Source organism: Pseudomonas sp. FSL R10-1350, from assembly GCF_009600525.1.
Classification (GTDB): domain Bacteria; phylum Pseudomonadota; class Gammaproteobacteria; order Pseudomonadales; family Pseudomonadaceae; genus Aquipseudomonas; species Aquipseudomonas helleri.
In genome coordinates this window covers 31,941-56,581 of the sequence record NZ_WIVR01000001.1, presented here as the reverse complement: position 1 = coordinate 56,581, position 24,641 = coordinate 31,941, and the positions used below count along the sequence as shown (strand labels likewise).

The following is a 24,641-nucleotide window of genomic DNA, read 5'->3' as shown; positions in this document are numbered from 1 at the left end:
TCTCGCGATCTTTTTGAAAGATCAAAAGATCGCGAGGCAAGCTCGCTCCTACAGAGATCAGAGATCAGAAATCAGCTTTGAGCGACATAACAAAATTGCGCGGTTCGCCATAGAAATTGCCGAAGCCTTCGGTGCCGACGGTCACGTAGTAGCGCTTGTCGAACAGGTTGTTGCCGTTCAGTGCCACCGACCAGGTGTCGTCGATGCGATAGCTCACGCGGCCGTTCCACACGGCGTAGCCTGACTGGGTCATGTCATTGCCGCTGATGGGCGAGACGCGGTAGTTGCTGCTCTGGGCATTGACCCCGGCACCCACACTGACGCGGTCCAGCGCGCCGCTCAGGCCGTAGTCGGCCCACACTCGCAGCAAGTGGCGCGGCACGTAAGAGTTATAGGGCACGCCATTTTGCGCGGCGTCGGCGTCCTCCAGCACTTTGGTCTGGGTGTAGGTATAGCCGGCCAGCAGTTGCAGACGATCAATGACTTCGCCGCTCACTTCGGCTTCAAAACCTTGGGCGCGCACTTTGCCGGAGTTCTGCGAGCAACTGCTGTCGGGGCACAGCGGATCATCTTGGGCGGCATCTTTTTGAATCGTACGGAACAGGTTGAAGGCGCTGTTCAGACGTCCGTCAAACCATTCGCCCTTGATGCCCACTTCGTAACTCTGGCCAACCAGTGGCTTGAGCGTGGCGCCGCTCAAGGTTCTGTAGTTGCCTTGCGGGGTGAATATGTCGGTGTAGCTGGCGTAGGCGGTCAGGTTGTCATTGAGGTCGAACAACACAGCGGCAAACGGGGTGACTTGCCCGGTTTCTTTGGCTTGGGTATGCACCGGGGTGCCTTCACCGCGCCAGTACGACACGGAGTCGCTGTTGGAGGAGTACCAGCTCACCCGGCTGCCCACTACGAATGTCAGCGGTTCGGCCAGTTTCAGGCGGGCGATGGAGTAGGCGCCGTACTGCTTGATACGCATGTCCATCGGGCCGCCACGGGAGGCATTGGCCAAGTAGTAGCTGTCGTCGGGCTGCGGCAGGTGGTGGTTGGGGTTGAACGCGTCTTGCCGATCCGGGAGCACCGCCACAGCGAAGAAGTCATCCTTTCGGGAGCGACTGGCATTGGCCCCGACCGTGAGTTCGTGCTGCTGGCCAAAGGCATCGAAGGTGCCGTTAAGGTAGGCGTCAAAACCGTAGTCGACCTGGTCATAGTCATAGGTGCTGCCAATGACCAGCGTGCTCGATTGGGTCGCGCCCACCGGTACCGAGCCGCTGGGGAAGGCGTATTCCATGTCCTGGGTGTTTTTGGAGTAGACCCCGGCAACCTTCACGGCCCAATCGTCATTGAGTTGATGCTTTAAATCGCCAAACCAGGTGGTGCGTTTGCTGCGCTGATGGTTCCACGCCGGATTCAGGCACGTGGAGCGCTTGAGCTTCAGGTCACTGCCATCGGCATAGCGCGGCAAGCCGCCCCAGCAGGGGGTGGCGTCGACGTCTTCATAAGCCAGGCCGATGCCCAGCGTGGTGTCGGGGCTCAGGTCGACATCCAGCGCACCGTAGTAGATTTGGTCTTTGCGCTGCCCGACGTCGTAAAAGTACTGGCGCGTTTGCTCGGTGATCACCGCCCGGCCGCGCACGCTGCCGGTGTCGTTCAGCGGGCCGCCCGTGTCGATCTGCCCGCGGTAGTTGTCCCATGTTCCGGCTGACAGCGACAGTTGGGTGTGCGGGGTGTATTCGCCGCGCTTGCGCACAAAGTTCACCCCGCCCGAGGTGCCGCCCGCGCCTTTCATCATCCCGGCGGCGCCGCGCAGCACTTCTACCCGGTCGTAGATCGCCATGTCGCTGTTGAAGCTGTCGGCCTGCACGTAGCTGCTGCCAATGTCCAACGGCACGCCGTCGTACTGGTATTGGCCGGTCATGCGAAAGCCACGGGAGTAGAAGTACTTGCCGCCCATGGGCGAGTCGTACACGGTGATGCCCGGGGTTTTTTCCATCACCTGCTCGATAGTGTTGAGGTTCTGGTCATCGAGCATTTTGCGGGTCATGACGGTGATGGACTGCGGGGTTTCCTTGAGGCTGTGCGCGCCCTTGCCGATGGTCACGGCACGCGCGCTGTAGGAGCCTGAACCTTCAGTGGTGGCATCCAGGCTGCGCTCGGTAATGCTGGTGACGCCCAGTTGCAATGCCTGCGCATCGTGTGGTGCCGGTTCGACGCTGAAGCTGCCTTGCGCGGTGATGCGCAATTGCAGGCCGCTGCCGCGCAGGGCTACTTCCATGGCGTGCTCTGGCGACATCTGGCCGATCACCGCAGGTGCCTGTTTGCCCTGTACCAGCCCCGGCTCCAGCGAAACGATGTGCCCGCTTTGGCTGGCGATGGCGTTCAACGTCGTGGCCAGCGGACCGGCAGGCACATTGAAATTGACCTCTTGGGCTTGCACCCAGGCAGGGTTGGCCAGGGCGGCAAGGGCTACAGCGGCGTAACGGGTGTGGGGCCACGGGTTGAGCACAGCATTCTCCTGATCGTGTGGAAGTCTCAGGAGATAGGTGGGCTGAGAATTAAAAACCGGACACGGATGCGAGCAATTATCAAAAATATTTTTGCGCCGTGGCTCAGGCCGGCCGGATCAGCGTCAGCCACGGGCTGTAGCGGTCCACGCGAATAGGCAGGGTTTCGGCCAACGCGGTGTAGGCCCGGTCGGGGTCATTCAGCGGGTAAACACCTTGTACACGCAGGCCGCGCACTTCAGGGGCGACACGCACCAGCCCGCGGGTGTATGGGCGCAGCGCATCGACCACCTGCGCCAGGGAGTCATCCAGTACGTTCAGCCGACCGTTCAACCATTCGGCGCGGTAATGCTGATCGCCCGCTTGCGGCACGATCTGCCGGGGGTAGAGCAGGGCAGACTGGCCTTCTTGCAGGGCCAGGGTGGTGCCGTTGAACAACCGGGTTTCAACCGCATGCTCAAGGACCACGATGCGGCTGGCCGCTGATTCTTGCGAGACCAGAAAGCGCGTGCCCAAGGCTTGTACCTCGCCCTCGGCGGTGCGCACGCGAAGCGGACGACGCGCATCGGGCGCTACCTGAATCACCAACTCGCCACGGCGTAAAATCACCAGCCGTTGCTGGCTGTTGAAGTGCAGGTCAACCGCGCTGTTGGCATTGAGGCTAAGGCGGCTGCCATCGGCCAGGTTAAAGTCATCGCGCTCACCCACCCCGGTCGACAAATCGGCCAGCAACGACTCACCCAACGGGCTGCTGGCGCCCAGCCATAACCCACCGCCGAGCAGGCCCAAACCGGTCAGCGTGCGCAAAGCGTCCCGCCGTGTGGTGCTCGGTTGCAGCAGCACTAACCGTGCTTCACCCGCCTGGCCGGGCAGTCGCCGGTCCAGCGCGCGAACGGTATTGAACGAGCCACCGAGGCGCTTTTGCAGGGTGTCCCACGCATGCTCATGCGCCGGGTCTGCGGCCAGCCATGCGTTGAAACGCTCCAGCAAGGCGGCGTCTGGCGTGTCAGCGCGCAGCTTCACCATCCAGTCAATGCTCTGTTCGCTGACCGGGTCCAGGCGTAACTCGCTCATAGCGCTGCCTCGCACAGATAACACTGGCGCAATGCCTGTTTCATGTAGCGGCTGACGGTGCGTTCCGACAGGCCGAGTTTTCGCGCAATCGCCACATAACTCAGGCCGTCCAGCTGGCTGTACAAAAAGGTGGCTTTGACCACCAGGGGCAAACCATCGATGGCCCGGTCGATGGCCACCAGCGCCTCAATCAACTGCAACTGTTCCTCGGGGGAGGGCACCACGGTTTCCGGGAGCAAGGCCAGGCGTTCCAGATAGGCACTTTCCAATTTGCCGCGCCGGTGCCGATCGAAAATCAAACGTCGCGCAATCGTCGATAAATAAGCCCGCGGCTGCTCGATGCTGTCCGGGTCGACCCGTGCGGCGAGCATTTGGCAAAACGTGTCGGCTGCCGTGTCCTCGGCATCCGCAGGGTTACGCACGCGCCGACGAATATGCTGCAGCAACCAACGGTGGTGATCGCTGAAAAAAAAGCCCAGCTTGCGAGTCGAGAGAGGTTGCACCGGTCGATTTCCAGAAGGTGAGTGCGAATCGTTCTCAAGTCTAGCGGCGATATGATGGCAACTGCAATCACCGCCGAGCGAAACACATGATCTGGGTCTCGTGACGGGTTTTAGGCCTGGGCTATAGTTGCGCCTGCCTGAACACCTCGACCTGATGTGGAGTCACCTATGACGTACCGAGCCTTGCTGACCTTGCTTGTGACCCTGAATGCCGGACTGTTCAGCCTGGGGGCTGCGGCGGCGGGCGATGCAGAGGCGGGTGGCAAGTTATTCACCAAGACCTGCGGCGGGTGCCACAGCATCGGGGAAAACGCCCGCAGCGGTTTTGGGCCGCATTTAAATGGTGTGATCGGGCGCCAGGCCGGGAGTTTGCCGGGTTACCAGTTTTCGGAAGCGATGAAAAATTCAGGCGTGGTCTGGACCCCCGAGACACTCGCGGCGTACATCTAAGCCCCGAAAAAAGTGGTGAAGGGCACGCGCATGATTTTCTGGGGCATCAGCGATCCGGAGAAGATCGCCAACCTGCTGGCCTATATCGAAACCTTCAAAGACCAGTAATCACAGGATGTCTTGCAAATAATCCTTGAGGGTCAGCAGCGGCGCGTTCAGTTGCTCCAGGCTGTGCGCCTGTTGGACCCCAAGCGCCAGCTTCTGCAATTCGCGACCCATGGGCGAGTCCGCACCACCTATGGCGTCCATGGCCAGGTCGATGCATTCATCGATTTTGGCCTTGATTGCTTCTAGGTCGCCCTTGCGCACCAGAAAGGCAAAGACGTCGCGCTGATAGTCACCCATGACCATGTCGTCGCGCAGAATCGGGCTCTGGCCCTCAGCTTCGTAGGCGAGCTTGAGCGAGAAAAGGGCGACGGTCTCCAGCGGGCGTTCCATGGGGCGGGGTCCTTGATCAGCGTTTGAGTGTTCCAGGGCGGCGACGATCATAAGAGAACCCGGCCTGTTTTTCCAATGGGGCCAGTAGAGGCAGGGTTTTACTAAACGTGAAGTGTCGGGAAGTTGTGGCTAAATGTTATATCGCCGTTGATGGGGCGTTTTTTATAAGTAGTTGATTGATACGCAACTTATTAGTCAGGTTGCCATCGCTGGAAGCGTTGGTTTCGCAAAGTCAATAAGTAACGATAAGTTCTGAAATACTTCCGGTTTGCTAACAGTTCGTAAATATAGCAATTCTCTCTGCCGACCTGTTTTCTAAACGCAACACTACCCAAGAGAGATATAAACCTATGTTTAAGAAAATCGGAGTTACAACTCTTTTGTTTCTGACGTTGTCTGGGCAGGCTTTTGCCGCTGACAAGGCAATCACTTCGACTCAGGCAACCTCTCTGGCGCAAAGTGCAGTGAGTATTGGTTTGAAACAGGGCTATAACGTGGCGGTAACGGTAGTCGATGCCAACGGCGTTATTTTGGCCACCGTGCGTGCTGACCAAGCGTTACCGCACACCCCAAAGACCTCCTTTAAAAAAGCTTTTACCGCTTTCGCTGCTAAAGAGAACACAAGTGATCTTATCGCCACTATTCATAAAGGTGATCCAGCTTATATGAATAAGTTTGTACTTTCGACGCTAAGTAATGGCCAGGACAATATTATTTTTCTGCGCGGCGGTGTATTGATTAAACATAACGACGCCATCGTGGGGGCTATTGGTGTAGGCGGGGCGCCTGGAGGTCAGTTGGATGACAATATTGCGTTTGAAGCCTTAAAAGACTTCAGCCTGTAACGCCTGTTAAGGCAGACACTGCATTGCGGTGTCTGCCATCAGCAACGGACTGCCTGAGGCTAAAACGTGTACTTGGTCGTCAACATCACGTTACGCGGCGGGCCATAAGAGCCGCTGCGGAAGTTCTCGTCCAGCGAGCTGATGTACTTTTTGTCGAACACGTTGTTGAGGGTGGCCGTGGCCGACCACTGTGGTGTGAGTTGATAGCGCGCCATCAGGTTGGCAACGGCGTAGTCGCTTTGCTTGACCTTGGCCGGGGTGGTGAGTTGCCAGCTGTCCACGGTCATATGGATTGCACTTTGCCAGTTGACCCCGCCGCCGATGGTCACGCGGTCCAGTTCGCCGGGCAGGCGGTAGGTGGTCCAGACCTTCAGCATGTCGGCCGGGATGATGGTTTTGACGCGCTCGTTATCAGCGTCTTTGACAACGCTGTGGCTATAGCTGGCGTTGAGATTCCAGTCGGGCAGCAGTTCACCGCTGACTTCCATATCAATGCCACGGGTTTTGGTCTTTTTCGCGACATACGCAGTCAGGTTGTCGTTGCCGATCACCAGCCCGTCGGCGATGGCGTCGTTGTCCAGGTCAACTTCGAACAGCGCAATGGCGGTGTTCAAGCGGCCGTCATAGTAATCACTCTTGAGACCGATTTCGTAGTTGTCGCCTTTACGCGGGTCCAGCAAGTTGCCGCTGGTGTTGCGGTAGGGTTGCGGCTTGAAGATGCTGGTGTAGCTGGCGTAGACCGAGTGGTTGGGGGTCAGGTCATAGACCACTCCGGCGTACGGCGTGACCTTGCCGTTGACCCGCAAGGTGTCATCGGTGTTGAAGCGTTGCATGTTCGCGACGTTGTAATGCAGAAAGGCATCGTAGCGATAGTTGCTCACGCGTGTGCCAAGGATGACAGAGAGGTCATCGGTGGGTTTGAGCCGGGTGGCCAGGTACACACCGTTCTGCCATTGGTTGATGTTGTCGTCTTCGCGGTTGAAGTTGTAAGAGGCGTTGGGCGCGTAGTTATCCCAGTTGTAAATATTCACCGGCTTGCCGCTGACGCCATTGTCGCTGGTGCCGTTGGCCAGCAGGTTGCCGAAGCCGTTACGGCGGTTTTCGTAGCTCTGATAGTTAAACCCCACCACCAGTTCGTGCTCGCGCCCCAGCCATTGGTAAGGGCCGGACAGCATCACATCCAGACCTTTTTGCTCTTGGGTATTGTCGCCCTTGGTCGCGGTGTAACTCAGGCCGCTGCCGGTCTGCGGGTTGAGAAAGCCCGTGGTGGTGCCGACGATGATCGAGTCGTACTCGCGGGTGCCGTACAGGGAGTTGGCAGAGACCTTCAGCGTCCAGTCATGGGCCAGTTTTTGCTCGATCGAGGCGAAGGCATTCACCGACTCCTGGCGGTTGGTGCTGTCGCGGCTGGCCGGGTTTTCGCTGCGCGACAGGTGCAGTTGGTTGCCCTTGTTGTCCACCATCGGCAGGCCGGTGGTAGAGAAACCGCGCGGGTCGTTGTAAAGGTATTCGGCCCCGACGGTCAGCAGCGTGCTGTCACTCAGGTCGGCTTCTGCCACGCCGTAGAGGATGGTTTTTTCCTGCTGCAGGTAATCGGTAAAGCTGTTGGCTTGCTGATAGGCCGCGACGGCGCGCCCGCGTACATTACCGGTCGGCGTCAGCGGGCCGGACACGTCCACTTCGGTGCGGTACAGGTCCCATGAACCGAGGCCGGCACTGACGTAACCCTGGAACGTCGAGGTAGGCTTTTTGCGCACCATATTGATGGTGCCGGAAGGGTCGCCAGTACCGGAGAGCAAACCGGACGCACCGCGCAGCACTTCGATGTGGTCATAAATCGCCATGTCCGACAGCGCTTGCGGTAATGCCTGGCTGAACGCGAACGAGGTGGTCGGCATGCCGTCATATTGATAGTTATCAATCGCCAACCCGCGTGAGAACACATACAGGCGATCACTGCCGGGGCTTTGCACGTTGATACCGGGCGTTTGCTCCAGCACCGAGCCGATGCTGCTGAGGTTTTGGTCGTCGATGCGCTGGCGGGTCATGACGCTGACAGACTGGGGCGTCTCTTTAAGGCTCAGGTTGAGCTTGGTGGCCGTAGTCGTGGAGCCGGTGGTGTAGGAACCGGTATTTTCGCTGACTTCACCCAGCGCTTGGCCGGTGATCGACGTGGCCCCCAGTTGCAACGAGCCATCTTTTGCAGCGGGCACCAGCACGTACGCCCCATTGGCCTGGCGCTGAGCCTGCAAGCCACTGCCTGCCAGCAAGCGCGCAAGGCCTTCATCAACACCATAGGTGCCGTTAAGGCCCGACGTGGTCATGCCTTGGGTTTGTTCGGCGTTAAACGACAGCGTCACATTCGCCGCCGTTGCAAACAGGCTCAGGGCGGTGCCCAGTGAGCCGGCATTGATCTGGTAGGCGTGGGTCTGGGTGTGTGCCGATATGTGGGGGGCGGCCAGGGCTGCGGCCGCAGAGGCACCGAGCGCCACCGCCAGGCGAATGGCCTGCGCGAGCGGCTTGGCGGCGCTAAGGGTAAATCGTGACATACGGGGTTCCTTCCGTTGGCAGGGGCAGAGGCGCAGCTGTGATCGCTGCTTTCTGTACATGGCCGAACGAAAATTGAAATCGGCAACCCTTAGTGGGAATTATTCGCAAAAAAATTTAAGCCGCTTCGACAGTGGCCCAATAACGCGTGATGAAACGCACCGTGACCGGCAGTGACTGGCTGAGGTTTTCAAGAATGGTGTCGGTGTTATCAATCCGAAACGCGCCACTGAGGCGCAAGTGCGCAATGCCGGGATCGCAACGCAATACGCCAGTACGGTAGCGGCTCAGTTCAGTGATGAAATCACCCAAACGCCAATCGATGACCGTCAGCATTCCCTGGCTCCAGGCACCAGCACCTGCCGGGGCCGCCGTGATGGCGCCGACCTCATTGGGTTCCAGGTGAGCCTGTTGGCCCGCATCCAGGCGCTGCACCCGTGACGGGTGATTCAAGGGCCGCAGCTCAACCGCCTGTTCCAATACGCACACCTCGGTAAAGCTTTGCTCGCAGCGCACGACAAAGCGCGTGCCCAAGGCGCGCACACTGCCCTGGGGCGACTCGACGATAAAGGGTCGAGTGTCGCTGGCGGTTTGCACCAGGATTTCGCCCCGGTGCAGGCGGATCAGGCGCGTTTGTTCACTGAAAACGATGTCCAGCGCGCTGTCGGTATTGATGTCTATCTGGCTTTCATCGCTTAAGCGCAGGTGCCGACGCTGCCCGGTGGCGGTGCGCTGATCGGCCAGCATTGCCCGGTAGGGCACGTGCTCCGTGGCCAGCCAGCCACTGCTGCCTGCGGCCAGCAACAAGCCCAGGGTTTTGAGCACCGCGCGGCGACGCGCCTTTACCCCGGCCAACGTCGTCAGTGTGACCTCTGCCGGCAACCCGGCCCATTGGCTTTGCAGTTTCTCCACGCGCGCCCAGGCCCGTGCATGCTGCGGGCTGGCCTGCAACCAGGCGGCCCATGCCTGTTGGTCCGCCTCATTGGGCGCGCTGCTGCTGAGCCGCACATACCAGGTGGCGGCGGCTTCGAGGGTGTGAAGATCGAGAGGCGGTGCCATCAGTCTTCCGTTAACAGCAAGCAGTGTGTCATGGCGCGGATCACGTGCTTTTTGACCGTGGTCACCGACACCCCCAAGCGTTTGCCGGTGGCCACATAACTCAGGCCTTCCAGTTGAACGCTGAGGAAAATCTGCCGCGTGCGCTCGCCCAGGCCGTCCAGCATGGAATCAATAGCCACCAGGGTTTCGAGAATCAGCAGGCGTTTTTCGGGCGAAATATCCATCGGCTCAGGGTGCAGGGCCAGCGCTTCGCAGTACGCCTGCTCCAGGGCACGCCGCCGGAACTTGTCGATCATCAGTGCACGGGCAATGGCGCTCAAGTAAGTGCGCGGCTCGCGGATCTGCTCGATATCACGGGACGCCAGCAAGCGTACAAACGTGTCCTGAGCCAAATCGGCTGCATCGCTGGCGTTACCCAGCCGCGCACGCAACCAGCTTTTGAGCCAGCCATTATGTTCGCTGTACAACAGGTGCAGGGCGCAATGGTCAGGAGCGGGCATAAGTGGCCAACCAATATCACTGATTGATAATGAGTCGCATTGTCTAGATCGCGCTGCAATTGTGCAAGATGGTTGAGTGGGAGAGGGCGCTTAGCGTGCGGGGTTACCGATGTGTGGCACAAAAAAACCGGCGCGGTGGCCGGTTTTCTGCGCAGGTAATCTTAAACCGCATCCCCTTCTTGAGCCTGCTGCAGCCCCAGTGTGAGGTCATCAATGACCGCCTTGGCCATCTCGCTGAGATAATGCGAAGCCCAGCGCATGGCTTCGTTGCCATCGTCCATGGCGCCGAGAAACGACAGTGTGTTGACGCAGTTCATCAGCAGAGAGGCGTGCTCCATCGCCTCAACGCCCGAAATACCGGGGTTGACGCTGAACAAGCGTTGATTTTGAGCATTGCACGTGCCGAACGTGGCAGCACCGGTGGTATGGAGCAAAGGAGAAGCAGGGCGTGTCATTGGGCGTAACTCCTATTGTTGAGGAGCTGCCACGGTTCGCCGCGAAACGAATGAGGGTGGCAGCTGTGCGCAGGTTCGCGGACCGGGACAATAGGAACCCGGCAGACCCGAAGGTCTCCCACGCACAGCCGCCATAAGACTAACGGGCACAAAAAAAGCGCCAGCAATCGAAATGGTGGCGCCTGTGCGCCTATTGTTGATCGGACCGCGACGTCCGGTCGCTGAATGGGCAGCGACGGAGGGAGAGTAACCCTCCCGGTTGAAAAGGGCAAACGTGGGGCACGTGCCATTTGCCTCGCGATCTTTTGATCTTGGAGAGCCGCTCGCAGCCTGCGTGCCTCGGCAGCGACTACAGGATGTGGAGGGTGCGAAAAAGCGTAGTGTGTGGTTTACGACTGCTTCGCAGCCGGACGTAGCCTCGCGGTGCTCGTCAACGACTACAGGGGGAGGGGTGCACGCCATTTGTAGGAGCGAGCTTGCTCGCGATCTTTTGATCTTGGAGAGCCGCTCGCAGCCTTCGTGCCTCGGCAGCGATTACAGGTTGTAGAGGGGGCGAAAAACGTAGTGTGTGGATTTGCGACTGCTTCGCAGCCGGACGTAGCCTCGCGGTGCTCGTCAACTGCTACGGGGGAGGGCGCGACGCAGTTTTGGTAGGAGCTGCCGAAGGCTGCGATCTTTTCTACAGGCGAAAAAAAAGACCTTGATAATCAAGGTCTTTCTTTAAGATGGTGCCCGAGGGAGACTCGAGTGTTCTATATAGAACGTGGCCTTTAGCGATATTTATAAGTTTGGGATACAGATAGGGATACACGATTGCGTGGGCTAGGCCGGTACGATGCCAGGATGGTCACTCCAGTCACAAACGCCACAGCTGAGATACGAGTCACCATCCGGAGCGAACTCGATATCGTAATATTTACGAATATCACGAGACTTACACACAGGGCATTGGTCGGTCCTATCCTGCTCTTCGCGTTTGAGAATCTGCATGAAATGACCAACGACTGTCTGGCACGTGTGTATGGCGATAGACGATGCGGTTCTGCTTGCGCTCTTGGTGTGAGTCAACCAGTTCGACAGTTGCCAAGCCTCCTTGGCCAAGTTTTTCAAATGCTGACGCAACTCCTTATTGCTACCGCCACCACAGAGATGATTCATCAGCAGATCGGTCCATGCGATGAAATTGGCATCTTGAGGGCGGTCAACGTCTTGGGGTATATCGCTCAACCTTCTGACGGCGCCCATTAGCGAGACCAACGCTTCGCGCAAAAGCATGCCTACAGCTTGAAAATCCTCAGCTTCAACTGCTGCGTCATGCCGAGCGTCCGCCTGGTCCATACGTCTAAACACTTCATCGAACGGTGTGGGGTCTGAGCAATCGATCCGGTCTGGACGACTACGCAATCGCATCATCAGGCCAATGTGGAAAGAGATGGTGTAGTCGAGTGTCGGGAAATGCTTTTGGGAGTACAGATTCGTGAGATTCGTAATGACCCACCACCGATCCTTATTTGTCGTTACGTCCCAGATTTCGTATGTGTCTCCCAGTACGATTTCCTTTTTGATGCGCTCGACGTGCTGAACAACTTCATCAGGAGCCTGTGTCTCAACATAGTTGGCGATATCTCGCTCCGCATGGAGGTCGCTTTCAACGCTATAACGCGAAAGCTCGTCTGCCGGAACGGGGTGAGAGTGGATGGTGCACTCTCCTTCAATCGGCAAATCCTGTTCATCATTCATCGTGCTTTCCTTTTCAGACATGCGTCTCGACAGCGCTGGATAGTCGAGTATGTCAGAGGACCAAGGCGGCTGAGGCACAAAAATGTGCTGGGGACCCTGAGAGTTTGCCGAGGGTACGGGGTCGGAAACCCGCGGGTTCTTGTTAGTTGGAGGCCCTCCCAGCTTACTGAAATTTCAGTCATTGAAATCGAAAGCATTTGGTTAAAAAAATATCATCGTTACTGCTTCGGTAACGATGGTCTTTTGTGTTGCTGATTCCGCACGCCCTGAGCCATCAACCTGTCAACCAATGTAAAAAGTCAGCCCCTACCAAGATCCCGCGAGTTTTATGCCCCGTGTCTTTCAGATCTGCACAGGGGCCCCGGCGCTTTTTCATGACCTTGTGCATTTGCACTGGTGAACCGTGTGCTCACCCGGTTCACCAGTTCACTAAGCTGGGCACTTGCCCGCTAACAAAGTTCGGCGGGTATCCGACCCCGTGGGGGGCATATTCCCTCAGGGGCCCCCCGCTCTCGCTGGAATATTCATCGCGGTGGGAGCTTTGATGATGGGGGGGGCGGGGGCAGATACCTAAAAAATGTCGTGTTACAGGTGTTACAGGTGTTTCTCGTGTAAAAGGCGCTCTCAAGTCTTTGAATTTGAAGGGTAAACTATGAGTAACACTGGTCGGGAGTAATCCCGATAGTCGGTGTGACAACGCGGATCGGTGTAACATATTGGTCGATAGTAGATAGGAACAAAGCTCAACTTTTGAGGGGGCTTCCGATCAGCGATATGCGCTCACCTCCAACGGCCGTTGTTAAGGTGTGACCGAGCGTCAAACCCTCACCGATGATAGGATGCGTTCCAAAATGGCGGCTCTGACTCCATCGAGCCTTGCTATGCGTATTTCACAAACGATCAAACAAACGGAAAAAACCTTGCCAGCTTCTTTTGAGTGCTTCGCTAGAGCAAACGGGAATGAATAAATTCGTCCAGTGGCGAGGCAAGGGGTATCCGTTCTCCACTGATGCCATCCTTGATAGCTTACTCGCCAACTTCATAAATTCGGGAGAGGCCCAGGAGGTCTCATTCCGAGAGCTCGTGCCATGGATGAAGGTCGGAGAGCGTGCGACGCACTACATTCATAGCTACCCAGCGAAGCTCTTGCCGCACATTGCGCATTTCTTCTTGGCGTCAGATCGGGTCTGCCCCCTAGCAGGTCGGGTGCTTGACCCTTTTTCAGGCACAGGAACAGTTGCGTTAGAGGCAATGCTATCCGGTCGTGAAGCGTTCTATGCTGATGCTAATCCATTAGCGCGTTTGATAACCTCAGCAAAGACGACCCTTGTTAGTGAAAAGGATCTTAACGAGGCGTTCAAACAGTGCCTTTCAGACTTCAAAAAAAGTCGTTCTCGGTCTCATCCTGAAATCGTAAATATCGAGCACTGGTACACTCCTGAAACCATCAAGCATCTTAGTCGACTTAAAGCAGCTATAGGCCATCAACCTAATGGCATAATTAAAGACTTCCTGCTGGTCACTTTTTCATCGATTACAAGAAAAAGCAGTTTGGCTGATCCACGGTTATCCGTCCCAGTAAAAATCAAAGACTATCCAGGTCGTAGGGATCGTAAGTCTACAAGCGTAGTTGATCTTTTCTCGGAACAGTTCGAATCTAACCTAAAACGCATGCGCGAATTGTCCGCCATGGACAGCGGCACGCATAGACCCTGTCTGGCGGGAAAAGATGCGCGCAGATTAGTTGTTGAGTCGGGACAACCCTTAGCTTCTAGCTCTATAGACCTAGTGATAACTTCTCCGCCGTATGCAGGAGCGCAGAAGTACATTAGGGCGACTAGTCTTAACTTAGGCTGGCTAGAATTCGCGAAGCCTTGCGAGCTTCGCGGTCTCGAAGACCAAAATATTGGTAGAGAGCATATACCAAAGCAGAAATACATGAGCTTTTCGAGTACTGGCATAATAGAAGCTGACAAAATCTTAAAAAACGTATACGAAGTAAACCCTCTGCGAGCATCTATCGCCTCCACCTATTTGATCGAGATGCGACAGGCTCTGACAGAAGTATTTAGAGTTTTGAAGCCAGGCGGACAACTTGTTTTGGTGATTGGGAATAATATTGTATGCGGACATGAGTTTATGTCTTCAGACTATTTGCTAGAGATTTGTGAAAGTTTGGGTATGGAACTAAGGCTGAAGCTGATCGACTCGATCAAATCAAGAGGTTTGATGACCAAGCGCAACAAAACCGCCAGCCTTATAACTCGTGAGTGGGTTTTGGTTTTGAGGAAGATTGTTTAATGGAACTAAAAGACATACTGAAGCGTAAAATTGAAGTTCTTTCTCAGCAAGCTTGGGACTCTCGCCTTACTTGGCCCGATGTTGAAGCTTGGCTAGAGAATTTTAATGGCCAGTTCAAAGATGAAAGCAATGAAAAGTTGCACGCGTTACACCTGCTTTCACAAGTTAACTATTTTGGGCTTGACTTGCTTAGGGAGATGCTAAGGTGTGTATACCAGACACTATACCGACACCCGATAACATCTCAAATACGTCGTGCTAATAACGATACTTTAGACTCCGGAATTATCGAGCCTCTTTTTTTTGAAGAGCGCCTCAAGACTCGATTTGTCGGGGTGGGCAATCCTTCAGAAAGCGGACCTCATCTTCTTTACTATTTCAGGCAGATAAATAATTTAGGAAAGGATTTGTTTATTGATAGTGGTGATATTTTCAAATTATCCCGTGACGATCAAGGACAGATTCAAATTTCGCAGCACGATAAAAGTATAAAACGGTATGTATTTATTGATGATTTGCTAGGGTCTGGCTCGCAAATTGAACAATATCTCTCGCACAAGCTTAAAGAGATCCGCCGCTTTCCAGGTGTCGAATGTCACTACTACGCTTTATTTGCTACGACTAAAGGTTTGAAGACGGCAAGAAAATCAGAATACTTTGGGGATAACGTTTCTTGCGTGTTTGAATTGGATGAAACATTTAAATGTTTTTCGCCGAATGCAAGGGCATTTGCTAACCTTCCCAGTGGTCTAGACAAGCAAAGTGCGCAAGATGTCGCTGCTGGATACGGCGCTAAGCTACTCGATAGCGATCATGTTTTAGGCTATAAAAATGGTCAGTTGCTACTCTCATTTTTGCACAACACCCCTGATAATTCTTTGCCAATTATGTGGTTCGATAATCCACTGTCGAACTCTTGGGTGCCGATTTTTAAACGTTTCGATAAAAAATACGGGGTGTGATCATGGAAAACAATACTAATCCATTTGATCTTATTCGGGCTGCTGACTATTCCGACCTCCAGATAAAAGATTTTTGGGTCGATTTTAAAGGGCAAGAACTACAGGCTTTGCTCGAACCAACCTCCATTACATCAATGCATATTCTCGGAGGTAAGGGGAGCGGTAAAACGCACCTGATGCGATATTGCTCCTACCCAGTGCAAAAACTTCGATTTCCCGATCATTCGACAAAAGGTCTCGTAAGCGAAGGCTATATCGGAATTTTCCTCCGTGCTAACACCCTAGATACGGGTAAGTTCTCCGGGAAAGGCCAGGACGGAGAAAAGTGGGGTGCGCTGTTTAATTATTATTTTGAGCTAAGATTGGTTGAGAACTTGATACTTACCTTGATAGATATATCAAGGTTCGATCAAAAATTAATGCTTGAGCTTAACTCCTTGGTCGGCGATGTGTTGCTGCTGCTGGACGAGCAGCCAACCCAAGAACCAGATACCCTAAATGGTCTTTTGGATTTTATAGTTTCGCTTCGGAAAGCTGTCGACCTGAGTGTAAATAACTGTGTATTCACTAGGTCGCTCAATGTGAATATACTGCTAAGTCCTGGATCTTTGCTCTTTGGCGTGCCGGCGCTCGTAACGAAACGAATAAAGATATTCGAGAAGCTTCGATTTATATATTTGGTAGATGAAGTTGAGAACTTAACCGTAGATCAGCAAAAATTTTTGAATACGCTAATTCGTCATTCAATGGATCCTTGCAGCTTTAGGCTTGGTGCTCGATTGTACGGCATCAAAACCCTTGCTAATTACGGTACTGATGAAGAAAACAAAGAAGGTTCAGAGTTTAAAGCGTTGTATTTGGATCAAATTCTGAGGTCTAAAGGAGAGGCGTTTAAAGAGTTTTCAAGGGAGTTGTGTGCCAAGCGTTTAGAGGACGGCGGTTTCGCGAATAAAACGGGTGAACAAAAACTTAAGGGGTTGCTGCAGAGTTTTTTTGAAGCGTATAGTTCAGATAATTACTATCGTAGTCACACTAAAGAATTAGTCGGAATGACCAAGTCGTTCGAACGCCCGTACTTTAAGAAGCTTCGTGATCAGCTTCATTCAAAAGGCACAAATAATGCAGTCGCAACTGCTTCTGACGCTAAAAGAATAATCTCTTTGCTCAGCATCTATGAGCATCCCTTAATTGAGAAAGTTAACATTTTCATGCTTTACCAAGACTGGTATCGCGGAAAAGACCTGATTAATTCAGCGGAATTAATTTCCGAAGAATGCAAAGATTTTCTTGCAGGTGAACCCGGTCGGCACAAAACTTTATATGGGCACTTCGCTATAGATTTGTTGGCTCAGTTATATCGAGATTACAAACAGTCACCGACTCCAATGTATGCTGGGTTCGACTCGTTCGTTAGGATGTCAGCCTGTGTCCCAAGAAATCTGTTGGTAATACTGCAAAATGTTTACAAGTGGGCATCGTTCAATGGTGATCGTCCATTCCGAGAGGGGCCTATTCCAATACTGACTCAAGCCGAAGCCGTAATACAAAGTGCCGGTTTTTTCTTTGACGAAGACGCTAGGCCAGGGGCGGACGTTCCGAACGTTCAGCGTGCAGTAGAGCGTTTGGCTGAATATCTCCGCGAGGTGCGCTTCTCCTCCAAACCAGTTGAGGTATCTCCATTAGCCTTCAGTTTGGATGTGTCTAAGCTGTCAGAAGCCGCCAAATACAATCTCAAACGAGCAGAAAATTGGTCATATATTTTCCGCCATCCTAAAGGCCGTCCCAACGCAAACTCCAAGCGCGTCGATGAAAAATATCAACTCAACCCTATGCTGTCGCCCAAATGGGATCTACCCGTATCAGTTCGCGGAGATGTTCGCTTGCCCCACGGGGTAGCGGAAGCCATATTCGGTACGCTTGACAGCTCAGGCTTTCAAAAGGAATTGAACGAGGCAACCTTAGGTATGAAGGCTCCTAGTTTTGGCAAGTCGAGAGCTCAGTTAAATCGTCCACATATGGAAGAGCTATCCACCAACAGTACTCTTTCATTGAATTTTGGTGACGATGATGCGATTTGATTACTTTTATAAAACTCGCTTACCCATAGACGGAAGCTGGCCGCTTGACGCCCAGTACGATGTATTCATTTCTGCATATAATTTGAGCGATCGAATTGGAGTCGTGTTCGATAAATGTCAAGCGCCGCTAAAACTATGGTTGATCTTTCCACAATACCAGTTTAACGAATCTGAGTACCCCGAAAGCGGAGAGGTGTTCTACTCGTCGCAGATGGAAGAATCTGAGTTTTTAAACGAGTTTTTTCAAAAGTACGCTGAGTCTCTGGCGGGCAAGCGACTGTGCATTGATATAACCGGATTTATGCGGCCGCACTTATTATTTCTGATCAAGTTACTACAATATTATGGTCTTCTGAAATTTGACGCAATTTATTCTGAACCTGTTCGATATCAGAAAAAAGACGATACCAATTTTTCTGCGGGTCCCGTAACGTTAGTTCGATCAATCGCCGGATTTGAAGGTGAGCCAAACAATGAAAGCTCAAACGACATTCTGCTCCTCGGTATTGGCTATGATCACGAACTACTTAAGCAAGTGGCTGAGCATAAAGACTTCGCAAATATAGTTACATTGTGGGGGTTTCCTTCTCTTAGAGCAGATATGTATCAGGAGAGTGTTGTTCGGGCTAGTAAGGCTCCAGAAGCAGCATTTCCGACTGGGAGAGGCAAGCAGCGATATTATGCTCCCGTCAACGATCCATTCTCTACCGCTGAGCGAATCCACGAAGTAGTGCAAGCGGAATCTTTAAAAAAGCCGATCACTAATTTGTATTTGAGCCCTCTTTCCACTAAGGCGCAAGCACTAGGCTTTGTTTTATATTATCTCTATGCAAAAAATAATGCTTCGAGCATAGTATTCCCTTTTGCTAATGGCTATGAACAAGAAACATCTATAGGTACCGCTGAAATATGGAAATATTCGATAGAACTACCAGCTTGGACGATTTAACATGAGTTAGCAGTGACAGTACGCTGTGGTTCCGATGAAAGTCACAGAGGCTGCCATCACTGGTTTTTTTAGAGAAGAGGGCGCTAATATTGGTAGCCCTGAGGGTGTCCGTGTCACTTCGAAAAAGGGCCCCCGTATGGGCCCCTTTTCAGGCGAAGCAGATTTACTTGTTAAGCCATCTTTCGACGACATTGGCTCCGTGTTTCGCTTTCCACTCTTTCAAGCTTTGTGATTCCCACCTTTGGTTGTAAGCGATCCATGAACCCCACATTTTAATGGTGGGGATCTATGGCTATCTTGGAACTTGCGGCGCGCAGTTCCACGGCAGCAAGGCCTCGAAGTCTTCTACGTTCGAGGCTTGTGGCAGGCGCTCAAGTGCGTGGCGCAGCCACGCATAGGGCTCTTGGCCGTTGGCTTTAGCCGTCTCGACCAAACTGTAAAGCTGAGCGCTGGCCATCGCGCCTTTGGGTGTGTCGCTGAACAGCCAGTTCTTACGTCCGATAACGAAGGGCCTGATCGCACGCTCTGCCGCATTGTTGTCGATCGGCAAGTAACCGGCTTCGGTGTAGCGCACCAGCTTGATCCAGTTGCTAGCCAAGTAGCTGATGGCTTTGCCCAGTGCATTATGCGCCGTCACTTGTGGCAGGGTTTTCTCCAGCCATGTTTGCAACTGCGCCAACATCGTCAGGCTGTTTTGCTGTCGGCATTCGTGACGATGTTCATCGCCGACTTCTTTTAAATCTCGCTCGATACCGTACAGCTTGTTAATCAGATTCAGGGCGATATCGGCACGCCCGGTTTTGCCTTTCGGCTGCACCTTTTGCGCCTCGACAAACTTGCGTCGCGCATGAGCCCAACAGCCTAAACGTTCGACACCGGATTGCGCGCCCAAGGCGTTATAACCAGCGTAATCATCGGCCATCAGGTAGCCGCGATAACCTTCGAGCAGGCGCGACGGAACCTCCTGCGCCCGGCTGGTCGAGTAGTCAAAAAGGATCACAGGCTGATTCGGCGGCCCGCCGGTTTGCACCCACATCCAGGATTGGCTGCTCGGTTCTCGATCAGGTTCTTTCAGCACTTGCACACGCGTTTCGTCGCAGTGGGTGACGCGACTTTCCAGCAGTCGATCCCGCATCAAGTTGAGCAAGGGTTGCAGGTGTTCGCCGCACTGGATAACCCAGCGCGCCAAGGTTTGCCGTGGAATATTGACGCCGTGGCGACCGAGTACTTTTTCGAAGCGATGCAGTAGCAGGCCATCGACGTATTTGGTCGTCAGCAACATCGCCAAAACGCTGGGGCTGGCCATACTCTTTTCGATCAGCTGCGCCGGCTTGTCGGCCGTGACCAGCGCGGTTTCACAGCCACGGCAGGCGTAGACCTTGCGCACATGTCTGATCACGCGGATTTGCATCGGCACGATCTCGAGCTGCTCACTGATTTCCTCGCCAATGCTGTGTTTACGGCAACCGCAGGCGCAGGTCAGCTCGTGATCGGGCAGTTCGTGAATGACTTCGATGCGCGGAAGATCGGCGGGCAGAGGCTTGCGTTTGCCCCGTCGCTTGGTCGGAGCGACGACCTCTTCTTCAACCGTTTCGTCGACAGATTCGGCCACGCTTTCAGCTTCGTTGAACAAGGCCATTTGCGGAGTCGTGGGACCGGCGGTCTGCTCTGACTTTCGCCCGAAAAGGCGCTGACGCAACAGCGCGTTTTCCTCTTCAAGATGAACGATCTTGCCCTTATCAGACTCGCGCTCACTCAGCATTTGCTCAAGCAGTTGCTTGAGCAAAACAGGGTCGTCAGGAAGGTCTTTGGGCATGAAAATCATGCCCTGGATTATACCGAATCAGGCGACGAATCGAGGCGTTAAAACTTGATGCGGACGGTTGCGCCACAAATCAAAACCGTCCAATAACCAGTTGAGTTCTTGAACCGTCAGCACGATGGCTTCATCCGAACAATCCGGCGATGTTTTGAAGCGCTCGGACTCCAGCCGCTTTAGCCAAAGGCAGAAGCCGTTGCGCTCCCAATACAAAATCTTCACTCGGTTTCGGGGCTTGTTGAGGAACACGAAAAGCACCGGGTCAAACACCGCGACCTTGATGTCCAGTTCGACCAGGGCGGCAAGGCCGTCGATGGATTTTCGGAAGTCGACGGGTTTGGGGTTCAGATAGACTTTTTCGATTTTTGCGTCGGGACGCATCATGAGGTGCGGGCTCCAGAAAGGAATCGGGAGCACAGCATCGGGGATCAGATGGCGGCTTTGAATGTGGGGTTTATGGATCGCTTACAAAGGATGAGCAGCGCTACAGGCCTTGAAAGTAGTGGAGCGGGTGAAATGAATCGAACCCTCGTTATCAGCTTGGGAAGCTCCGGGGCTGGCTCCCCGGTTTACTCGATGAGAAATTCATACCTCAGCAGTGGCGAAGATAACTTTTTCGGCCAAGAATCGAAGGATAGGAATATATTCTAAGATTACATTTTCCGAAGAGGATAAGGGCAGGAAACATTCTTCTCTGTTATATCTGTCGCTTGAATGAACCAGCGCATTCCGCAGCTGTTTAACTACCTTTGCAGTATTAGTAAGGGCGTGCCCTTTTTCATTCTTGATAAAGGCTTGTTCGCCAAAAATCTTAGTTTTGGTATCGGTGTAAATAGCATAACCTTTAGATTTTTCTAGTCCCCGGATATGCTCAATGAGATCGTCCTCGTCCACGTATTTCTTTAATACGGATTTGAGCATTTCGGTCTCATCAGATGAACTGTCGTTCTTCTTTAGCGTCGCAATGAGTTTGTTGACGTTTTGATAGCTGGCGTTAAACTCGGGAGAGTTAATCATCGATTTTATGCTGGTGTGAAGGATCTCATCTGAAACGCGAAGAAAGTTATACTCCAATATATGGTAGAAGGACAAAAACTGCTGGCTAGGGAAAACGCTACTTCTTGCTACCTTATAAAATTTCACCAAATCGTCATGATATACTGCCGCTGGAATGGTAGTGTCCGGTTCCTCTGGTTTCACTGGCGCCACAGAGCGCATCGAAGGCATTGTTTCTTTCAGTTCCCAGCATTCTCCAAGAGTAAGAGAAAGCTTGAACAAAGATGATTTAATGGCTCCCATGCCTCTGTCTCGAAGCAAGGCTTTATCGATTTTTTTGTTCGCCGCATATTCAGCGGTAACTGGGGAAATTAAAATTTCTTCAAAACGGTAGAGCGTGCTGATAGCGCCCGGCTTTGATTTTCGAGTTTTGGCCCGTCGCAGTAGTCTGCGTTTTACCATCGCAATAGGGTTAGGCTCGATCTTGGATCCCATGTAGGACAGAATGAATTCTGGAGAAGCAGTTGAGATAATAACGGTATTATCTTTGCTGTCGGAATACTCATGGTCTGGTCGAGCAGCGAAAGAAGGGTCAATTCTTACCAGTTCGACTTCGATTGTGGAGTTCGACATTAGCAATCTGCGTTCGCTATCGAATGTGTACTGCTTGGACTTGAAGTATGTATCGATCGACTTAACCCAATCCGAATCAAGCTCGGCACGGAATTTGAAGCCGTCTATAGTTAGCGTGATGTGAACTTCGTCAAGTTCTACGTCAATGCCAGCCTCAATGTATAACTGGGCGAGTTTATCCATACTCATGGCGTTTATCATCCATCAATGATTGCGCTGAACAATGCGTGGCGGGAATGCAGGTTGGCAAGCTGCCGGAAAGCAGCGGTCGCATTCGTAGGTCCCTCAGCCCAATCTAATTTTTTCAGCAAGGCATTACGCCAACTTTACGCCAGGCGAAAAAAAAGTCCTTGATAATCAAGGACTTTCCTCATTGTCTTGGTGCCCCGAGGGAGACTCGAACTCCCACTTCTTGCGAAAACGGATTTTGAATCCGCCGCGTCTACCAATTCCGCCATCAGGGCTCAATGGCGGCGAAGTATAGAGATGACATTTAGGTCGGTCAACAACTTATTGGTCTATTTTTACTAAGTCCGTTAAACTCCCCGGCCCTGCTAGACGAAACCTATCATGCGCGTTGCTGACTTTACTTTCGAGCTCCCTGATTCACTCATCGCACGCCATCCTTTGGCGGAGCGCCGTAACAGTCGCCTGCTGACCCTGGATGGGGAGAGTGGCGCACTGGCACATCGTCAATTCACTGATTTGCTTGAGCATTTGCGCCCAGGCGATTTGATGGTGTTTAACAATACCCGGGTGATTCCAGCCCGCTTGTTCGGCCAAAAGGCGTCGGGTGGCAAGCTGGAAATTCTGGTTGAGCGGGTGCTCGACAGTCATCGGGTGCTGGCGCATGTGCGCTCCAGCAAGTCGCCAAAACCAGGCTCAAAAATCCTCATTGATGGCGGCGGCGAAGCCGAGATGCTGGCCCGCCACGATGCGTTGTTTGAGTTGGGCTTTACCGATGAGGTGTTGCCGCTGCTCGATCGCGTCGGGCATATGCCGTTGCCGCCGTATATCGACCGCCCGGACGAAGGTGCCGACCGCGAGCGTTATCAAACGGTCTACGCTCAGCGCCTGGGTGCTGTGGCGGCGCCGACTGCGGGGCTGCACTTTGATGAGCCGCTGATGCAGGCCATCGCTGCCAAGGGCGTCGAAACGGCGTTTGTCACGCTGCACGTGGGCGCGGGTACGTTCCAGCCGGTGCGCGTTGAGCGCCTTGAAGACCATCACATGCACACTGAATGGCTCGAAGTCGGCCAGGATGTGGTTGACGCCGTGGCGGCGTGCCGTGCGCGTGGCGGGCGGGTGATTGCGGTGGGCACCACCAGTGTGCGCTCGCTGGAAAGCGCGGCGCGTGACGGTGTGCTGAAGCCGTTCAGTGGCGACACTGACATTTTCATCTTCCCGGGCCGCCCGTTTCATGTGGTCGATGCCCTGGTGACGAACTTCCATTTGCCGGAATCCACGCTGTTGATGCTGGTTTCGGCGTTCGCCGGTTATCCCGAAACCATGGCGGCCTATCAGGCTGCGGTTGAGCATGGGTACCGCTTCTTTAGTTACGGTGATGCGATGTTCATCACCCGCAATCCCGCGCCGACGGCTCCAGCCCCGGCCCCAGAGGATCAAGCATGAGCAACTGTCGTATGTCCTTCGAGCTGCTGGCCACTGATGGCAAGGCTCGTCGTGGTCGCCTGACCTTCCCCCGTGGTGTGGTTGAAACCCCGGCTTTCATGCCTGTGGGCACCTACGGCACGGTCAAAGGCATGCTGCCGCGTGACATTGAAGCCATCGGCGCGCAGATGATTCTGGGCAACACCTTCCACCTGTGGCTGCGCCCGGGCACTGAGGTGATCAAAAAGCACGGCGACTTGCACGATTTTATGAAGTGGCAAGGGCCGATCCTGACTGACTCCGGTGGTTTCCAGGTGTTCAGCCTGGGCGCCATGCGCAAGATCAAAGAAGAGGGCGTGACCTTTGCGTCCCCGGTTGACGGCGCCAAGGTGTTCATGGGGCCTGAAGAGTCGATGCAGGTTCAGCGTGATCTGGGCTCTGACGTAGTGATGATTTTCGACGAGTGCACCCCGTACCCGGCCGATGAAGACGTGGCTCGAGTGTCCATGGAGCTGTCGCTGCGTTGGGCGCAGCGCTCGAAAATCGCCCATGGCGATAACACTGCAGCTTTGTTCGGTATCGTTCAAGGCGGCATGCACCAGAACCTGCGTGAGCGTTCGCTCGAAGGCCTGAACAAAATCGGCTTTGACGGCCTGGCCATCGGCGGTCTGTCGGTGGGCGAGCCCAAGCACGAGATGATCAAGGTGCTGGATTACCTGCCCGCGATGATGCCTGCTGACAAACCTCGTTACCTTATGGGGGTTGGCAAGCCAGAAGATCTGGTGGAGGGTGTGCGCCGCGGTGTGGACATGTTCGATTGCGTGATGCCAACCCGCAATGCCCGCAATGGGCATCTGTTTATCGACACGGGTGTTTTGAAGATCCGCAATGCGTTCCATCGCCATGATGATTCGCCGCTGGATCCGACCTGCGATTGCTATACCTGCCAGAACTTCTCCCGCGCTTATCTGCATCATCTGGACAAGTGCGGCGAAATGCTGGGTAGCATGCTCAATACCATCCACAATTTACGGCACTATCAGGTGCTCATGGCTGGTTTGCGCGAGGCTATTCAACAGGGTACATTGGCCACCTTTGTCGATGCCTTCTATGCCAAGCGCGGGCTTCCTGTGCCGCCTTTGGACTAAGTTTCGTACCTCTAAGAACCAACATTGCAACTGGAGTG

The 24,641-nt window shown here is 53.9% G+C and carries 19 protein-coding genes, 1 tRNA gene and 1 pseudogene; 8 read left to right on the top strand and 13 right to left on the bottom strand.

Translation table 11 applies throughout. The features are described 5' to 3' along the window. Window positions 1–64: 64 nt before the first annotated feature. From GHO25_RS00255 to GHO25_RS00245, 3 genes are all read right to left on the bottom strand, one after another. Entirely contained in the window at window positions 65–2,497 is a 2,433-nt protein-coding gene (locus GHO25_RS00255) for a TonB-dependent receptor (RefSeq protein WP_178109927.1), read from the bottom strand. Window positions 2,498–2,600: 103 nt separating this feature from the next. Beyond that, complete coding sequence (locus tag GHO25_RS00250; RefSeq protein ID WP_153389552.1) at window positions 2,601–3,569, bottom strand: FecR domain-containing protein; 969 nt, start codon at window positions 3,567–3,569, stop codon at window positions 2,601–2,603. Next, entirely contained in the window at window positions 3,566–4,072 is a 507-nt protein-coding gene (locus GHO25_RS00245) for a sigma-70 family RNA polymerase sigma factor (RefSeq protein WP_178109926.1), read from the bottom strand. Before GHO25_RS00245 ends, GHO25_RS00250 begins: the two co-directional genes overlap by 4 nt. Window positions 4,073–4,240: 168 nt before the next feature. Between GHO25_RS00245 and GHO25_RS00240 the strand changes: the two are divergent. After that, window positions 4,241–4,630, top strand: a pseudogene (locus GHO25_RS00240) (cytochrome c family protein). Here GHO25_RS00240 and GHO25_RS00235 read toward each other — a convergent pair. After that, window positions 4,631–4,960: a hypothetical protein gene (locus GHO25_RS00235; protein ID WP_048367111.1), complete on the bottom strand. Its 330-nt coding sequence runs from the start codon at window positions 4,958–4,960 to the stop codon at window positions 4,631–4,633. Between the two features lie 350 nt (window positions 4,961–5,310). On the opposite strand from GHO25_RS00235, the gene GHO25_RS00230 reads away from it, so the two are divergent. After that, the gene (locus tag GHO25_RS00230; RefSeq protein ID WP_153389551.1) at window positions 5,311–5,805 is read left to right on the top strand and encodes a heme-binding protein; all 495 of its coding nucleotides are present in this window, start codon (window positions 5,311–5,313) and stop codon (window positions 5,803–5,805) included. 59 nt (window positions 5,806–5,864) lie between these two features. Here the strand turns inward: GHO25_RS00230 and GHO25_RS00225 are convergent, their stop codons facing one another. The 5 genes from GHO25_RS00225 to GHO25_RS00205 all read right to left on the bottom strand — a co-directional run bounded on the left by GHO25_RS00225 (window position 5,865) and on the right by GHO25_RS00205 (window position 12,106). Beyond that, entirely contained in the window at window positions 5,865–8,354 is a 2,490-nt protein-coding gene (locus GHO25_RS00225; protein WP_153389550.1) for a TonB-dependent receptor, read from the bottom strand. 115 nt (window positions 8,355–8,469) lie between these two features. After that, window positions 8,470–9,411, bottom strand: coding sequence for a FecR domain-containing protein (locus GHO25_RS00220; protein ID WP_153389549.1), 942 nt, complete (start codon window positions 9,409–9,411; stop codon window positions 8,470–8,472). Next, window positions 9,411–9,911: a sigma-70 family RNA polymerase sigma factor gene (locus GHO25_RS00215; protein WP_123751394.1), complete on the bottom strand. Its 501-nt coding sequence runs from the start codon at window positions 9,909–9,911 to the stop codon at window positions 9,411–9,413. Before GHO25_RS00215 ends, GHO25_RS00220 begins: the two co-directional genes overlap by 1 nt. 161 nt (window positions 9,912–10,072) lie before the next feature. Then, window positions 10,073–10,366, bottom strand: a complete 294-nt coding sequence (locus GHO25_RS00210) for a DUF3077 domain-containing protein (RefSeq protein WP_153336024.1) — start codon at window positions 10,364–10,366, stop codon at window positions 10,073–10,075. Between the two features lie 822 nt (window positions 10,367–11,188). Continuing rightward, window positions 11,189–12,106 (bottom strand): gamma-glutamylcyclotransferase, encoded by a 918-nt coding sequence (locus tag GHO25_RS00205; protein ID WP_153389548.1) that lies wholly within the window; start codon window positions 12,104–12,106, stop codon window positions 11,189–11,191. A 960-nt stretch (window positions 12,107–13,066) separates the two neighbouring features. On the opposite strand from GHO25_RS00205, the gene GHO25_RS00200 reads away from it, so the two are divergent. From GHO25_RS00200 to GHO25_RS00185, 4 genes are read left to right on the top strand one after another with little or no spacing between them, the layout of a single operon-like run. Further along, the gene (locus GHO25_RS00200) at window positions 13,067–14,407 is read left to right on the top strand and encodes a hypothetical protein (protein ID WP_153389547.1); all 1,341 of its coding nucleotides are present in this window, start codon (window positions 13,067–13,069) and stop codon (window positions 14,405–14,407) included. Continuing rightward, window positions 14,407–15,369, top strand: coding sequence for a hypothetical protein (locus GHO25_RS00195; protein WP_153389546.1), 963 nt, complete (start codon window positions 14,407–14,409; stop codon window positions 15,367–15,369). Before GHO25_RS00200 ends, GHO25_RS00195 begins: the two co-directional genes overlap by 1 nt. A 2-nt stretch (window positions 15,370–15,371) precedes the next feature. Further along, complete coding sequence (locus GHO25_RS00190) at window positions 15,372–17,447, top strand: hypothetical protein (RefSeq protein WP_153389545.1); 2,076 nt, start codon at window positions 15,372–15,374, stop codon at window positions 17,445–17,447. Further along, complete coding sequence (locus GHO25_RS00185; protein ID WP_153389544.1) at window positions 17,437–18,396, top strand: hypothetical protein; 960 nt, start codon at window positions 17,437–17,439, stop codon at window positions 18,394–18,396. Before GHO25_RS00190 ends, GHO25_RS00185 begins: the two co-directional genes overlap by 11 nt. Before the next feature lie 292 nt (window positions 18,397–18,688). On the opposite strand, the gene GHO25_RS00180 is transcribed toward GHO25_RS00185, so the two are convergent. From GHO25_RS00180 to GHO25_RS00165, 4 genes are all read right to left on the bottom strand, one after another. Further along, a complete protein-coding gene (locus GHO25_RS00180) occupies window positions 18,689–20,221 on the bottom strand; it encodes an IS66 family transposase (RefSeq protein WP_153389543.1) in 1,533 nt (510 codons plus the stop codon). 18 nt (window positions 20,222–20,239) lie between these two features. Then, window positions 20,240–20,599: an IS66 family insertion sequence element accessory protein TnpB gene (gene tnpB / locus GHO25_RS00175; protein WP_256677126.1), complete on the bottom strand. Its 360-nt coding sequence runs from the start codon at window positions 20,597–20,599 to the stop codon at window positions 20,240–20,242. A gap of 201 nt (window positions 20,600–20,800) precedes the next feature. Next, on the bottom strand, window positions 20,801–22,033 hold the full coding sequence (locus tag GHO25_RS00170; RefSeq protein WP_153389542.1) for a hypothetical protein: 1,233 nt from the start codon (window positions 22,031–22,033) through the stop codon (window positions 20,801–20,803). Window positions 22,034–22,223: 190 nt separating this feature from the next. Next, window positions 22,224–22,308, bottom strand: a tRNA-Leu gene (locus GHO25_RS00165). 106 nt (window positions 22,309–22,414) lie between these two features. Between GHO25_RS00165 and queA the strand changes: the two genes are divergently transcribed. Together queA and tgt are read left to right on the top strand one after the other, a co-directional pair. Next, the gene (gene queA / locus GHO25_RS00160) at window positions 22,415–23,476 is read left to right on the top strand and encodes a tRNA preQ1(34) S-adenosylmethionine ribosyltransferase-isomerase QueA (protein WP_153328866.1); all 1,062 of its coding nucleotides are present in this window, start codon (window positions 22,415–22,417) and stop codon (window positions 23,474–23,476) included. Between the two features lie 11 nt (window positions 23,477–23,487). Next, window positions 23,488–24,603: a tRNA guanosine(34) transglycosylase Tgt gene (gene tgt / locus GHO25_RS00155; RefSeq protein ID WP_082148614.1), complete on the top strand. Its 1,116-nt coding sequence runs from the start codon at window positions 23,488–23,490 to the stop codon at window positions 24,601–24,603. The last annotated feature ends 38 nt before the right edge of the window (window positions 24,604–24,641 follow it).